This window comes from Streptomyces mirabilis (assembly GCF_039503195.1).
Classification (GTDB): domain Bacteria; phylum Actinomycetota; class Actinomycetes; order Streptomycetales; family Streptomycetaceae; genus Streptomyces; species Streptomyces mirabilis_D.
This window is the reverse complement of sequence record NZ_JBCJKP010000001.1, coordinates 10,494,613-10,509,487: the sequence shown is the minus strand read 5'-3', so window position 1 is coordinate 10,509,487 and position 14,875 is coordinate 10,494,613. Positions and strand designations below refer to the sequence as shown.

Here is a 14,875-nt window from a genome sequence, read left to right as displayed (position 1 = left end):
CCCCAGCCCGGACGCGCCGTCAGTGGGCCGCGTCCGAGAGACGGGTGAAGCTGTGGCCGGTGGCCAGTAGTTGGGGGACGGCGGCGGTGATGCCTCGGGCAGTGCCGCCCCGCGGGTGGTTCATGTGGCAGATGACGATGGATCCGCCGGGGGCGGCGGTGACCGTCGTACGGACCTGTTCGGGGGTGAAGGTGGCGCCGCCGTCGCCGTTGACCGAGAAGCTGACGAAGCGTTCTCCCAGGGCGGTGACGATCCGTGCCGCGACGTCGTCGCAGTAGGCGGTGCCGGAGCGGAAGAAGCGTGGCGGCGTGCCCAGCAGCCGGGTGAGCTTGGTTTGGTTGCCGGAGATCTCGTCGTACACCTCGGCGGCGCTGCGGGTGCCGGGGATGCCGTAGGCGGAGCGGCCGGTGACCGAGAGCGGGCGGTGACGGGTGCCGTGGTTGGCGATCTCGAACAGCGGCTCGGCGGCCAGCCGACGGAAGATGGCGGGGTTGGCGTCGATCCAGCGGGAGTTGATGAACAACGTCGCCGGTATGTCCCGTCGACGCAGGAAGTCGATCAACGCACGGTCGTAGCCGCTGCCGCCCGGGCCGCCGCAGGCGTCGAAGGTCAGCGCGATCACGCGTCTGGTGGTCGGCAGCGCGTGGACCACGGCGGGCGCGTCGAAGCCCCAGGTATGCGGCACCGCGTGCCCGTAGCGGGCCACGATGTCCGCGCGGGTGACGGCGCGGGACGCGCTGGGCGCGGTGGCCGACGGGCTGGAACCCGGGGTGCCTCTGCCGGTTGCGATCGCCGCGGATATGGAGGGGGAACCGATGACGGAAGCGCTGCGGTTGACCGTGCTCTGGGGGCCCGCACAGCCGGCGAGCGCGCCTCCCGCCATGGCCGCCAGCACTGCCCGGCGACTGGGTGTCATCCGTTCCCCTTGTTCGAAGATCCTCGACGGGACACCCCGCTACGGGAACCGTACGCGGCGGAAGAGACATGATCAGTAAGAGGGCGGCAAGGGTTCGCCAACAATCCCTTGTGCATCGTTTGCCGCGTCGGCCGCGGGGTCCGGCGTACTCATGCGGAGGCGGGGCTGCGCTCGCTCGCCGCTCAGGTGGTCCTCTCGGCCTCGGCCGCCGCCTCCTCGGCGCGGCGCAGCTCCTGGTAGCGAATCCACAGCTCGGGCCGGGAGTCGTCCATGTACCAGGCGCGCAGGAAGAGTTCGAGGAAGGCGCTCTCCGTCTCGTCGCCGCCGCGGCGGTACAGCTCCGGGTCCGACTCGACCAGCGCGGCCACCGGTCGCCGGCCGGCCGGGTTCTCGGCCACGGTCACCTGGAAGATGGCACGACCGGTCCAACTGCGATGCAGCGTCAGCTGGTCGCCCTCCAGGTACGCGTCCCACTTCTCGTCCATACTCAGCGCCCGCACACCGTGCCGGACACGCTGCCACTGTCCCGGAGTCCACACCAGCTCAGGCACCGGAACCGGCTCGGGGCGGCGCAGCGGCGTCACGTCGCGGCCCAGCCCGGCGCGGCTGAGGTCCTCGCCCGGTTCGCCCTCGCGCACCCACTCCGGCAGCGCCTCCGACGCAGCCCGCCACGCGGCAGGTATCCCCGCCATGCCCACCCGAGCGGCGACAATTCCGCCGACGATCGCGCAGGTGGTGTCGACGTCCCCGCCCACCGACGCGCACGTCCACAACGCCTCCGCGTAGTCCTCCAGGTGCCGGGCCGCGCACCACAGGGCGAAGGGAACCGTGTCCGCCGCGCTGACCCGCCGGCCGTTGCCCAACCGGTGCGCCGCGTACTCTGCGTGCGGCTGGCCCAGCAACTCCCGCGCCTCGGCCACCCCCGAACGGACCCGTCCCTCCGGTGTCAGCTCCTCCACCGCCGCCAGCAACTGGGCTCCGGTCACCGGCCGAACGCGCCCGCGTGCGGCGTACGCGGCTCCCACCGCCACGGCGACCGCCCCGGCCACCGCCTCCGGATGGGTGTGCGTCACCCGCGCCGACCGCCCGGCCTGCGCGGCTGCCTCGGCCAGATCCACGGCGAACCAAGCGCCCAAAGGCGCCACCCGCATCGCGGCCCCATTGCCCCACGACCCCTGGCCGTCGAACAGTTCCGCGGCCAGCTCCTGCCATCTGCCGCCCTCGCGTACCAGGCGTAGCAGCCGGTTCATCGCCGGACCGTAGCCTCGGTCGAAGTCGTGCCTGTGGGCGAAGCCGTGCGCCAGTTCGTGCTGGTCCACGCTGCCGCGTCGGCGCAGCACGTCGAAGACCGAGCAGGCCATCTCCGTGTCGTCCGTCCATGGCCATTCCGCGGCGGGCAATCGCCGCTCCCGCAGGCCGGGGAGATTGTCCGGTACGAAGAACTGGGCGCCGAAGGCGTCACCCACCGCCAGACCGCGCAGGGCGTCGCGTGCGACGGAGCGGTGATCGAAGGAAGCGCGGGCGGAAGGATCGAGGAAGGGGAACTCAGCGGGCATCTCCCCCATCCTGCCAAGCCGACCTGCCGCAGCGCCACGGCAATTGGCGGCGCTGACAGAGTTCTCGGCATGGTGCGTTGGGGGTACAGACCCGGTGCGCGGAGAGTCAAACTTGCCTCGGCCTCTGGTCCTAGGCTGTTTTTCCCACTCCGCCCAGGAGAGTTCCCTCCGGTCCGGACAACCGTGTTCCCGTCAGATCCCTGGCAGGGAGCACCCAACAATGGAGCGTGCATGGCCTACGAGGCGATGGGTGATGACGTCTACCAGCCGGACGGGTCGGAGGTGCAGGACGACGCGGGACTGCTGGACGTCTCGGACACCCTCGACGACCGCGGTGTCGACGAGGCTCTCGACGAGGGCTACTCGCCCCCGGAGAAGCCTTGGGGCGTGGAGCACACCGGTGTCACGGCGGCGGAGCGGCAACGAGGGGAGAGCCTGGACGAGCGGCTTGCCGAGGAGGTCCCCGATGTCGCCGACCAGGATGGCGACGGTATCGGGGACCTTTGGGAAGGCGACGGGGAACCCATCGACGACGAGGTAGGGGACCTGCGGGCGGGCCGCCTCATCGCGCCGGACGAGGGCGCTCACGAGGACACCGAAAAGGACCTGATTGCCTACGACGTCGGCGTCGACGGGGCGGGCGCGTCGGCCGAGGAGGCCGCGATGCACGTGATCCCCGACTCCGAGTCCTTCTAGCCTGCCCGGTTCGTCGTCTTTCCGGCGTGCCTGGTTCGTCGTCCACCTGGCGTGCCTGGTTCGTCGTCCGCCTGGCCTGGTGGCGGCGGACGTCGGTGCGCCGCGAGGCGGCCGTCAGCGGTGGAAGGCGGCACCGCAGTGTGCGCCGGACACGAGCGCGGCCAGGGTGCGCGGTCCGGAGCTCACCGACCCGGTCGCGGTGACACCGGAGGCGGTGCCGGGGAAGACCCACACGGCTCCCGTGCCGCTGCTCTCCCCCGGTGCCGAGACGGCGACGTGGCCGTCGACGACGGCGGTACGGCTGCCGAACCGGTCACCGTTCTCGGCCGTACCGGGGACCCCGGCCGTGTTCTGGCCGATCGGCGTGGCTCGCGCCGCGAACCCGTTCGCCGTGCCGCGCACCACGCCCACGACACCGCCTCCTGCCGCCGTTCTGCGACCGAAGACGACGTCCGACCGGCCGTCGGCGTCGACGTCACCGAGGGCGATGCCGTCCGCGGACACGGTGTCGGGGTAGGCGATGAACGTGAACGGCCCTGCCACGAGACCGTTCTCAGTCCCCTTCAGCAGTCGCAGACGGGGCGGCGGGATCGTCCCTCCGTCGTGCGAGTCCCACGGACCATTGCCGACCACCAGGTCGGTGATGCCGTCACCGTCCAGGTCGGCGGCCGTGATCGGGCCGCCGAAGTCGGGGCGCCAACGGTTGTACACCGCCCCCTCACTTGGGATTCACCCCGAACCGTCGGCGCGTATCCCGGGCCGTTCCATTTCCAGGATCTCCGGCGGAAATAGACTTGAAGGGACTGTCTGCGCCCGTTGTATGCAGGAAGAAGCCGGTGTCGTCGAGCCGCATCCCTCTGCAGGAGATCCTCATGGACTACTTCGACCTCGGGACCTTGACCCGGCCCGTGTCGACCCGTTCGCCGGAAGCGCAGTGCTGGTTCGACCGCGGTCTGGTGTGGAGTTACGCGTTCAACCACGAAGAGGCGGTCACCTGCTTCGAATCGGCGGCCGCCGCGGATCCCGACTGCGCCATGGCGTACTGGGGTGTCGCATACGCGCTGGGCCCCAACTACAACAAGCCTTGGGAGTTCTTCGACGACAGCGATCTGCGGCACACGGTGGAACGGACGCACGCCACCGTCGAACGGGCTCACGCGCTGGGCGGCACGGCCACACCGACCGAGCGCGCGCTCATCGAGGCGCTGCGCGAGCGCTATCCCGCCTCGCGCGCCGTCGAGGACTGCTCCGTCTGGAACGAGCCGTACGCCGAGGCCATGCGTGCCGTGTACGAACGCGCGCCCGACGACCCTGATGTCGCCACGCTCTACGCGGACGCGCTGATGAACCTCACCCCGTGGCAGCTGTGGGACCTGCGCACCGGCGAGCCCGCCCCCGGTGCGCGCACGCTGGAGGCGAAGGCCGTCCTCGACCGCGCGTTGCTCACCGAGACCGGCGCCGGTCACCCGGGCATCCTGCACCTGTACATCCATCTCATGGAGATGTCGCCGACGCCGGAGGAAGCCCTCACCGTCGCCGACCGGCTGCCGGGACTGGTACCGGACGCGGGGCACCTGCAGCACATGCCCTCCCACCTCGACGTGCTGTGCGGCGACTACCGGCGGGTCGTGTCGGCCAACAGTGCAGCGATCAGGGCCGACGAGAAATACCTGCGACGGGCCGGCGCGATGAACTTCTACACGCTGTACCGCTCGCACGACTATCACTTCAAGATCTACGGCGCGATGTTCCTCGGCCGGTCCAGGACGGCGCTGGAGACGGCCGCGCAGCTGGAGGCGTCCATCCCCGAGGATCTGCTCCGTGTGGAGAGCCCGCCCATGGCCGACTGGCTGGAGGGGTTCCTCGCCATGCGGGTGCACGTACTGATCCGGTTCGGCCGGTGGGAGGAGATCCTCACGCTCCCGATGCCCTCCGACCCGCTGTTGTACTGCGTCACCACGGCGATGCTGCACTACGCGCGCGCAGTGGCGTACTCCGCCACCGGGGCGACCGCCGAGGCCGAGGCCGAACGCGAGCTGTTCCACCGCGCGGTCGCACGGGTTCCCGAGACGCGGACCCTGTTCAACAACACCTGCCGGGACATCCTGGCCATCGCCGCCGCCATGCTCGACGGCGAACTCGAGTACCGCAGGGGCGAGTACGACCTCGCATTCGCCTCCCTGCGGCGCTCCATCGAACTCGACGACCACCTGCCCTATGACGAACCGTGGGGCTGGATGCAGCCGACCCGTCACGCCTACGGCGCGCTCCTGCTCGAACAGGGCCGAGTCGAGGAGGCCGAGGCCGTCTACCGGGCCGACCTCGGGCTCGACGACACGCTGCCCAGATCCTCACAACATCCGGGAAACGTCTGGGCACTCCACGGCTTCCACGAATGCCTCGTGCGGCTCGGCAAGACGGGGGAAGCCCGCATCATCGCCCAGCAACTCACCATGGCCACCGCGCTCGCGGACGTCCCCATCGAGGCGTCGTGCTTCTGCCGACTCGACACCGCGGGCCCGACGAGCCTTTGCTGCTCCGACCAACCGAGTGGGAACGGCTCAGTGACGAGCCGCGGGGACCAGACTCTTCGATTCCGGTCCCCGCGCTGAGGAAACAGTGTTGTGGCGGCTCAGTTGACGCTCTGCCCGCCGTCGATCATCAGTGTCTCGCCGGAGGAACTTCGGGTATCGGCCGCACCGCCGCTGTCCTGTTCGCCGAGGAACTGTGCACGAGGACCTGGCCGCCCGAGTCCGGCGCGGTGTCGTTGTCCGGGTCGAGGACCGGCACGCCGGTGCCGGCGTCGTAGCCGAGGCACGCGCCCGAGGCTTCCCGCGCTGCCGCCTTGCCAGCCGCCGGTGGCGATGATGTTGACGATGTTCCAGTTCGCGCCGTCGTCGGTGCTGGAGTACAGCGCGAGCGCCACGTCCTTTCGGTCGCCGTCACTGGACGGCGTCCAACTGGAATTGGCGGCCTTCTGCTCCTCGTAGTATTAGTACTGCAACGGCGTTTGGCGTGACTGTTGGCCAGGTTGGTCGTTGGTGTGGTTATGGGTGGGGACCTTGCTGGTGCCAGGCAGTGGGCGGGCGAACTGGATCGGTTGCACGAACGGTTTGAGCACCGGTTCGCCCGCAGTGAGCCGAGGGAGTCGGCTCTGGCGTATATGCAGGGACTGATCGCTCCGCTCGAGCGGAAGAACGGCTGGACACTGGCTGAACAGGCAGGTCACGCTGCCCCGGACCGCATCCACCGGCTGCTGAACCGGACCGACTGGGACGCAGACGAAGTCCTCGGCGACGTGCGCGACTACGTTGTCGAACACCTCGGAGACCGCGAGGCCGTCCTGATCGTCGATGACACCGGTTTCCTCAAGAAGGGCATCCGCTCGGCCGGCGTGCAACGGCAGTACTCCGGCACCGCCGGACGCACCGAGAACAGCCAGATCGGTGTGTTCCTCGCCTACGCCACCGGCCGCGGACGCGCCCTGATCGACCGCCGCCTGTATCTGCCCACCTCGTGGACGGACGACCGGGAACGCTGCCGGCGGGCCGGTATCGACGACAGCGTCACCTTCGAGACAAAGGTGGCCATGGCCAAGGCGATGGTCCGCAAAGCCATCGCCGACCGCATCCCGTTTCGGTGGGTGACCGCGGATGCCGCCTACGGCTTCAGCAAGGGCTGGCGCTTCGAGCTGGAACAAGCCGATGTCTTCCACGTCATGGCCACCACCCGGCACGACACCGTCGTCACCCGCTGGTCCATCGATCATCCTGTCCACGACCTGTTCCCCGGCCTGCCACGGCAGAAGTGGAAACGCCGCTCCTGCGGCGCCGGGGCCCACGGCCCGCGCGTGTTCGACTGGGCCCGCGTCGAGGTGCGGCCCTGGCACCGGGAAGACCGCCGGCACTGGGTCATCGCCCGCCGCAGCGTCCGCCGTCCCGAGGAGATCTCCTACTACATCGCCTACTGCCCCACCGACACCACCCTGGACGAACTGATCCAGATCGCGGGCAGCCGGTGGGCCGTGGAGGAATGCTTCCAGACCGCGAAGCAGGAGTGCGGCCTGGACGACTACCAGGTCCGCCGCTACCCCGGCTGGCACCGCCACATGACCCTCGCCATGGCCGCCCACGCCTGCCTTACCGTCCTGCGCGCCCGCGAACTCGACGCCGACAAAGCAGAAACGGATCCTCCCACCTCATCCACTACAGCGTCGCTGAGATCAGACGCCTGATCCACAGGCTCACCCACCGCTGGCCCACCCCCGTTGACCACATCCTGCACTGGTCAACATGGCGCCGCAGACGGCAGCATCAAGCACGCGTCAGTCACTACAAACGACGCGGACACAGCCCCTGAAACTGCCCAGCAATCAGCACAAACACCGTTGCAGTATTAGACGTCGTCTCATTTGGTGAGTCGGCGGTAGCAAATGAGGGTGCAGGCGATGGCGGTGAAGGCCAGGAAGTGTTCGGCCTTGCGCTCGTAGCGGCGGTGGAGCCGACGGCAGCCGGCGAGCCGGGCCATGGTGTGCTCGATCGTCCAGCGGTGGCGGCCCGGCCGTGTGGAGGATTCGATGCCCTTGCGTGCGATGCGGTGGGTGATGCCGCGCTTGCGCAGCCATCGACGCAGGTGGTCGTAGTCGTAGCCCTTGTCGGCGTGCAGCTTGGCGGGCTTACGTCGGCGTGGGCCGCGGCGGGAGCGGATCGGCGGGATCCCGCGCACGAGTGGCTCCAGCGCCTGACTGTCGTGCAGGTTGGCGGCCGAGATACCGACGGAGAGGGGTAAACCGGTCCGCTCCGTGATCAGGTGGATCTTCGAGCCTTTCTTGCCCCGGTCGACAGGATTCGGACCTGTCAGATCCCCCCTTTCAGGGCCCGCATGTTCACCGAGTCGATCGCGCACCTCGACCAGTCCAGGTTCCCGCGGGCGCCGAGTTCGTCCAGCACCAGGCGGTGCAGCTTGGCCCAGACCCGCGCCCGGTCGGGTGCATCGGGGTACGGACGGTGCCGAGCGCGACGGTGTTGACCCGGATGCCGCGGGACGCGTACTCGATCGCCAGCGCCTTGGTGACCGCGTTCAGCCCACCTTTGGTCAGCGACGCGAGCGCAGCGGGCACCCTCGAGTCGGCGTGGTCGACCAGGGTGGTCGAGACGTTCACCAGGTGGCCCCCACCGGCCCCGGAGAGCATGGCGGCGACGGCGCTGCGGGAGACCTCGAAGAAGCCGCGCAAGTTCACCTCGGCCACGGCGTCGTAGTCCTCGTCGGTGTATTCGGTGAAGGGCTTGGCGATGAAGATTCCGGCGTTGTTGATCAGCGTGTCGATCCGGCCGAACCGCCCGAGAGCCGCGTCGACGACGCGAGCGCCGACGCCCCGCTCGGTCACATCGGCCCGCACGGCCAGTGTCTCGGGGTCGCTGAAGTCACCGATGGAGCGGGAGATCGCCACGACCCCGTAGCCGAGCTCGCGGTAGGCGGTGACAAGGGCGGCGCCGATGCCCTGCGAAGCGCCGGTGATGAGGACGACCTTCTGCACGGAGTGCACGATGCGAGGAGCACCTCCTTCATCGCGCCGACGGCGCCGGCGAGGCCGAGACCGCGTGTTCGACGTCGTCGAACCGTGACGGAGGCACGACGTCATAGCTGCTCACCTTCGGAGGAGGCGGGATGTATGCCAGCCTGCCCCGGCTGCGCCGCACGCGCGCTCATGGAAAAGTAGACGAGTGATGCACCTGGCCCACTCGGGTGCCGTCGGTGTGCAGGACACGGCGTCCAGATCCTCGGTGTCCTGGTCCACGACGGACACCATCCGTCTCCACGCCTCCGGTAGAACCCCGTACGGTCATGGCGCGTCCATAGACTATGGCTCATATCCCCAATAATCCAATTGTCGGTATTCTTGTACATAACAGGTGATTTTCGGCGAATGAACTGTCGAAATCGCGAGTGAGGCGAGGCGTGGTTCTGACCGGCAGGAAACCGATGCCGACGGGGCACGCGACAGGTGGCACAGGGCCTGCCCGTTCCCGTGAGCGGTTTCTTCAGGGTGAGCCCGTCGAGGCGGGCGTGCGCACATCGATCCTGAGTTCGTGGCAGCGCAGCCGCTCCCTCGGCCTCTCGCCGGACCAGGCCGACCTGCCCTTCCGGGATGATTTCGACCGCGACGCCCGGATCGTCCGCGCGGCCGTCCCCGTGCTCGACCGGCTGCAGGCCAGGTTCGCCGGCAGCAAGATGAACATCTCCGTAGCCGATGCGAGCGGCACGGTCCTCCTGCGCCGTTTCGGAGAGGCGTCGCTGGCCAGGAGTCTTCCGGCGTTTCAGCGCGTTCCGGGATTCGTGTTCGCCGAACGGGTCGCGGGTACCAACGGCATCGGTCTCGCACTGGCGGAGCGGCAACTCATCCGGGTTCACGGTGCCGAGCACTTCGCCGAGCGTTCCCAGCGAAGCGCCTGCCGCGCGCTTCCCGTCCGCGATCCGCTCAGCGGTCGTATCGAGGGCGTGCTGTGCTTCGGCTATCCGAGCAGCACGGAAGAGCCGGAGTTGGCGATCACGATACGCAAGGCGGCCCAGGCCATCGAGCGGCGGCTGCTGAGGCAGAGTTCCGCGCGTGAGCGCGCTCTGTTGCGGGCGTACCTGGACACCGGAGCCGCGACCTCCGCCGGCCTTCACCACACCGTCGGCGTGGACGAACTGGCCCTCGAACTGCATCCCCGCGACCGGGCGGTCCTCACGGAGAAGGCCGCCGAGCTGATCTCGCGCGGGCAGCGGGCCGCCGCCGTCGTGTCCCTGTTCGACGGTCGGCACGTCACTCTCGTGAGCCGTCCGATGAGAAGTGACTCAGGGGTGGAAGGCGTTGCCATCGAGGCCGTCCTGCCCGGCCCCGCACCGCGAGAGCCCCTCGCCGTCCCGACCCACGTCGACGTACCGCCGGGCTGTTCCGGTCGGCTCGCCGTGGTCACCGCCGTCCCGCCGTCCCGGTTCGTTCCAGCCGCCGCGGCGGTCCCCGGGCGTTCGCCCGTCGCCACGCTGTCCAGGCACCTTCCCGACATCGCCTACGGCCCGTTCGGCACCGTCGGCAGGGGTGGCGTGGCGGACGATCGCCTCGATGCCCCGCCCCGGACCAGAAGGCTCGTGATGGTGGGGGAACCGCGCGTGGGGACGTACGCCCTGGCCGCGCGCCGCCGCCTGGAGCTGCTGTCCGAGGCCAGCGCCCGCATAGGTACCACCCTGGACGTGCGCCGTACCGCCCAGGAACTCGCCGAGACGGCGGTCCCACGACTGGCCGACTTCGTCACCATCGACCTGCCCGAGGCCGTACTGCGTGGCGAGGAGTCCGCCGACCCCCGCACCGACCTGCACCGCACGGTGGTGCACGGGATCCGCGACGACCTTCCCTTCAGCCCGGTCGGCAAGCAGGTCGACTTCGGCCCGACCACGCCGCAGATGCGCTGTCTGACCAGCGGGCAGGCAGTGCTGGAACCGGATCTGAAGGCCGCTGCGGGCTGGCTCGCCCAGGACCCCGAGCACACCGAACGGCTGCTCACCCAGGTCCACTCCCTCATCGCGGTCCCCCTGGTGGCCCGCGGCGTGATCCTGGGCATCGCCAGCTTCTACCGTGCGCAGGACCCCGCCCCCTTCGGTGACGACGACCGCTCGCTGGGCCTGGAACTCGCCAGCCGCGCCGCCCTGTCCATCGACAACGCCCGGCGCTACACGCGCGAACGCACCATGGTCCTGACCCTCCAGCGCAGCCTGCTGCCGCACGATCTGCCCGACCAGGACGCCGTGGAGATCGCTCACCGCTATCTGCCCGCCGAATCCGACGTCGGCGGAGACTGGTACGACGTCATCCCGCTCTCCGGCACCCGTATCGGCCTCTTCGTCGGGGATGTCGTCGGCCACGGCATGCTGTCCGCCGCCACCATGGGCCAGCTGCGCACCGCCGCGCGCAGCTTCGCCGAACTCGACTTCCCCCCGGACGAAGTCCTCACCCACCTCGACAACCTCGTGGGACGCCTGGACCGGGAGGAACCCGCCGCCGGTGCCGGTGCCATCGGTGCGACCTGCCTGTACGCCATCTACGATCCGACCTCGCAGCAGTGCACCATGGCCCGGGCGGGCCACCCTCCGCCCGCGCTGGTGCGGCCCGACGGCACGGTGTCGTTCCCCGACCTGCCCGCCGGGCCCCCTCTCGGCCTGGGCGGCCTGCCCTTCGAATCCGCCGAGATCCCCCTCCCCGAGGGCAGCCGGCTGCTCCTCTACACGGACGGACTCATCGAGGACCGGCACCGCGACGTCGACGTGGTGCTCGATCAGCTGCGCGGCGCCCTGGCCCACCCCGAACAGACACCGGAGCAGACCTGTCAGACGGTCCTGGAAACCGTCGCGCCCGTCCACCCCTGCGACGACATCGCCCTGCTCGTCGCCCGCACCCACGCGCTGGACCCTCGCCGGATCGCCGCCTGGGACCTGCCCGCCGATCCGGCCCGGGTCAGTGAAGTCCGTGCCGCCGCCCTGCGGCAACTGGCCGACTGGGGACTCGACGAGGCCGCGTTCGCCGCCGAGCTGACGCTCAGCGAGCTGGTGACCAACGCGATCCGCCACGGTGCCGGGCCCATCCGGGTACGGCTGCTGCACGGTCGCACCCTGATCTGCGAGGTTTCCGACGCCAGCAACACCGCCCCGCACCTGCGCCGGGCGGCCAGCACCGACGAGGGCGGCCGTGGCCTGTTCCTCGTGGCGCAGCTGGCACAGAGCTGGGGTACGCGCTATCTGCCCGAGGGCAAGGTCATCTGGGCGGGAATGCGGTCTCGACGCCGCCTGAAGGACCACGGCCGCGGTCCAGCGGACGCGACCGTCGGACAAGGGAGAAGCGAGCGCGGGACACGCGGATCGCCCGTGCGGGCCACTGACCCGCTGGAGTCACAGCAGCGGGCAGGATGTCTGAAATACTCAGATTCGCCCCACTGATGACGACGATGAAGGTCGGGAAGAACTCGCCAGACGACCCCTCGGAGGTGTCCGTGTATGACGCTCCCGACACTTCCCCGAAGGACGTCCCGCCCTTGGGGGCGACGCCGCTGGTCCGCGTCCGCGGGCTCGGCAAGCGGTTCGGCGGGACCCTCGCGCTGGCCGGGGTCGACCTCGATGTCCACGCCGGCAGCGTCCTCGCCCTTCTGGGGCCCAACGGTGCCGGAAAGTCCACACTCATCAAGGTGCTCGCCGGCGTCCACCAGGCCGATGCGGGACAGATCACGGTGGACGGGCACCCGCTCGGAAGTCATGCCGCCTCCCGCAGCATGTCCTTCGTCCACCAGGACCTCGGTCTCGTGGAGTGGATGACGGTCGCCGAGAGCATCGCTCTGAGCATCGGGTATCCCCGCCGCGGCGGCCTGATCTCCTGGAGGCGGACCCGGGAGCGCTGCGCCGACGCCCTGAAAACCGTCGCCGGACATCTCGACCCCGACGCGCCGATCGCCCGGCTCTCCCCCGCCGAGCGCTCGCTGGTCGCCATCTCCCGTGGCTTGGCGGCACACGCGAAGCTCATCGTCCTGGACGAGCCCACCGCCCGACTCCCCGCCGCGGACTGCGCCCGGCTCTTCCGCGTGCTCCACACCCTGCGCGACCAGGGGCACGGCATTCTCTACGTCAGCCACCGGCTGGACGACGTGTACAAGGTCGCCGACACCTTCGCCGTGCTGCGCGACGGCCACCTCGTCAGCCACGGCCCGCTGGCGGGCCGGGCCCCCGCCCGTCTGGTGCACGACATCGTCGGCGAGGAACTGGCCGGCTACCGGCCCGCCACGATGCCGGCTGACGGACCGGCCGTCCTGACCCTCGACGGCGTACGGACCGCCGGCGCGGGACCTGTCAGCCTGGACGTCGGGCCCGGGGAAGTCCTGGGCCTGGTCGGACTCTCGGGCGCCGGGCACATGGACCTGGGCCGAGCCCTCGCCGGCTCCCGGGCCGTCCTCGCCGGGCGTGTTCTGCTCGGCGGTCAGCCGTACAGCCCGCGCACGGTCGCCGACGCCGTCCGCCTCGGGGTGGGCTTCGTGAGCGGCGACAGACAGCGGGAGGGCTGCGCCGCGGAACTGACGGTGCGCGAGAACCTCCTGGCCAACCCCGCCGCGGGCGGCCTGTCGGCGCTGAGCTGGATCAGCCCCCGCCGCGAACGTGCCGAGGCGGCCGACTTGATCGAGCGGCTCTCGGTGCGGCCCCACGACGGCGAGGCCCCCCTAGCCACCCTGTCCGGCGGGAACCAGCAGAAGGTCGTGATCGGCCGGTGGCTCCGGGTCGGCCTGCGCCTGCTGATCCTCGAGGAGCCGACCGCGAGCGTGGACATCGGCGCCAAGGCCGCGGTCTACCGCCTGCTCGACGACGGGCTGGCCGCCGGCCTCGCGGTCCTGCTGATCTCCACCGACTTCGAGGAGGTCGCGGGCGTGTGCCGACGCGCCCTGGTCTTCGTCCGCGGATCCGTGACGGCCGAGCTGAGCGGTCCGGACCTCACCGTCGCCGAGCTCACCCGGGCGGCGTCGGCCATGCCCCTCGCCGGAACCGCGACCCACCCATGACGGGCTCCTCCCCACCCCGTCCCCGGCCGCAGCGACCGAGGCCGCTGCGCCACCTCGGCCGACCGGGCGGGCCACGGCGACCACACGGACCGGGCGCGCACCTCATCGGCAGGTACGGCCTCCTGGCGCTCACCGCCTTGCTCTTCCTGATCTTCTCCCTCGCCCTGCCGCGCACCTTCCCCAGGCTGGACACCGTCGACGCGGTCCTGTCCACCCAATCGATCCCGGCCGTCCTCGCGCTCGCCGCCATGGTCCCCATCGTGACGGGCAGCTTCGACCTCTCCCTCGGCTACGGCCTCGGTCTGGCGCACGTCATGGTGATGCAACTCGTCGTCAACAACGGCTGGCCCTGGCCACTCGCCTGCCTCGCGGTGATCCTGGGTGGGGCGGTCGTGGGCATCCTCAACGGTGTCATCGTCGAGTTCGGCCGGATCAACTCCTTCATCGCCACGCTCGGGACCGGCAGCATGCTGTACGCCGTGACCGGCTGGGTCACCGACGGTGGTCGGATCGTCCCCGGCCCGCGGGGCCTCCCCATCGCCTTCACCGACCTCTACGACTCGATGTTCCTCGGCCTTCCCGTCCCGACCTTCTACGTACTCGGTCTCGCCGTCGTGCTCTGGCTGGTGCTGGAACGGCTGCCGCTCGGCCGCTACCTGTACGTCATCGGGGCGAACCGGCGCGCCGCCGACCTCATCGGCATCCCGACACGCAGGTACTCCGTCTACGCCTTCACCGCGTCGGGACTGATCGTCGGCCTCGCCGGCGTCCTGCTCGCGGCCCAGCAGCAGATCGGCAACCCCAGCGTCGGCCTCGACTACCTGCTGCCCGCCTTCGCCGCCGCCCTCCTCGGCTCCACCGCGATCAGACCCGGCCGCCCCAACGCCTTGGGAACCGTCGTCGCCGTCGCGGTCATGGCCGTCGGCCTCACGGGCATCGGTCAGATGGGCGCGGGCTTCTGGACGATTCCGCTGTTCTACGGCGGCACCCTGCTCGTGGCCGTCGGTCTGTCCGGCTATGCCGCCCGCCGCCTTCGCACCAGCGCCGCGGCGGCCCGTGACTCGCCCGACACGCCTGCTCCGCCTCCCTCCTCCCCGACGCGGGGCGGTGGTGCGGCGGGCACCGCTCCATGACCC

Annotated in this window: 10 protein-coding genes and 2 pseudogenes; 6 read left to right on the top strand and 6 right to left on the bottom strand. The window is 70.3% G+C overall.

Going from position 1 to position 14,875, the window contains the following annotated elements:
• Nucleotides 1-19: 19 nt before the first annotated feature.
• The gene (locus AAFF41_RS47915) at nt 20-916 is read right to left on the bottom strand and encodes a polysaccharide deacetylase family protein (protein WP_319752732.1); all 897 of its coding nucleotides are present in this window, start codon (nt 914-916) and stop codon (nt 20-22) included.
• Between the two features lie 182 nt (nt 917-1,098).
• On the bottom strand, nt 1,099-2,472 hold the full coding sequence (locus tag AAFF41_RS47910) for an ADP-ribosylglycohydrolase family protein (protein WP_415925997.1): 1,374 nt from the start codon (nt 2,470-2,472) through the stop codon (nt 1,099-1,101).
• 231 nt (nt 2,473-2,703) lie between these two features.
• Here AAFF41_RS47910 and AAFF41_RS47905 point away from each other — a divergent pair, with 231 nt between their 5' ends.
• Nucleotides 2,704-3,168 (top strand): DUF5709 domain-containing protein, encoded by a 465-nt coding sequence (locus tag AAFF41_RS47905; RefSeq protein WP_343326053.1) that lies wholly within the window; start codon nt 2,704-2,706, stop codon nt 3,166-3,168.
• A 114-nt stretch (nt 3,169-3,282) separates the two neighbouring features.
• Here AAFF41_RS47905 and AAFF41_RS47900 read toward each other — a convergent pair whose 3' ends face one another.
• The gene (locus tag AAFF41_RS47900) at nt 3,283-3,879 is read right to left on the bottom strand and encodes an FG-GAP repeat domain-containing protein (RefSeq protein WP_319752734.1); all 597 of its coding nucleotides are present in this window, start codon (nt 3,877-3,879) and stop codon (nt 3,283-3,285) included.
• Between the two features lie 161 nt (nt 3,880-4,040).
• Here AAFF41_RS47900 and AAFF41_RS47895 point away from each other — a divergent pair, with 161 nt between their 5' ends.
• A complete protein-coding gene (locus AAFF41_RS47895; RefSeq protein ID WP_343326052.1) occupies nt 4,041-5,780 on the top strand; it encodes a tetratricopeptide repeat protein in 1,740 nt (579 codons plus the stop codon).
• A 91-nt stretch (nt 5,781-5,871) separates the two neighbouring features.
• On the opposite strand, the pseudogene AAFF41_RS47890 reads toward AAFF41_RS47895, so the two are convergent.
• Nucleotides 5,872-6,160: pseudogene (locus AAFF41_RS47890) on the bottom strand (RICIN domain-containing protein); the annotation flags it as partial.
• 57 nt (nt 6,161-6,217) lie between these two features.
• Here AAFF41_RS47890 and AAFF41_RS47885 point away from each other — a divergent pair.
• Nucleotides 6,218-7,402, top strand: coding sequence for an IS701 family transposase (locus tag AAFF41_RS47885; RefSeq protein ID WP_343326050.1), 1,185 nt, complete (start codon nt 6,218-6,220; stop codon nt 7,400-7,402).
• 173 nt (nt 7,403-7,575) lie between these two features.
• On the opposite strand, the pseudogene AAFF41_RS47880 reads toward AAFF41_RS47885, so the two are convergent.
• Nucleotides 7,576-8,147, bottom strand: a pseudogene (locus AAFF41_RS47880) (IS5 family transposase); the annotation flags it as partial.
• Complete coding sequence (locus AAFF41_RS47875; protein ID WP_343326049.1) at nt 8,054-8,713, bottom strand: SDR family NAD(P)-dependent oxidoreductase; 660 nt, start codon at nt 8,711-8,713, stop codon at nt 8,054-8,056. The pseudogene AAFF41_RS47880 and the gene AAFF41_RS47875, both read right to left, overlap by 94 nt.
• 437 nt (nt 8,714-9,150) lie before the next feature.
• On the opposite strand from AAFF41_RS47875, the gene AAFF41_RS47870 reads away from it, so the two are divergent.
• Genes AAFF41_RS47870 through AAFF41_RS47860 form a run of 3 tightly spaced genes read left to right on the top strand, consistent with a single transcriptional unit; the run spans nt 9,151 to nt 14,872 of the window.
• Nucleotides 9,151-12,138: a SpoIIE family protein phosphatase gene (locus AAFF41_RS47870; RefSeq protein ID WP_425526213.1), complete on the top strand. Its 2,988-nt coding sequence runs from the start codon at nt 9,151-9,153 to the stop codon at nt 12,136-12,138.
• Between the two features lie 53 nt (nt 12,139-12,191).
• The gene (locus AAFF41_RS47865; RefSeq protein WP_343326467.1) at nt 12,192-13,739 is read left to right on the top strand and encodes a sugar ABC transporter ATP-binding protein; all 1,548 of its coding nucleotides are present in this window, start codon (nt 12,192-12,194) and stop codon (nt 13,737-13,739) included.
• On the top strand, nt 13,736-14,872 hold the full coding sequence (locus AAFF41_RS47860; protein ID WP_319749706.1) for an ABC transporter permease: 1,137 nt from the start codon (nt 13,736-13,738) through the stop codon (nt 14,870-14,872). Before AAFF41_RS47865 ends, AAFF41_RS47860 begins: the two co-directional genes overlap by 4 nt.
• Nucleotides 14,873-14,875 lie beyond the last annotated feature (3 nt).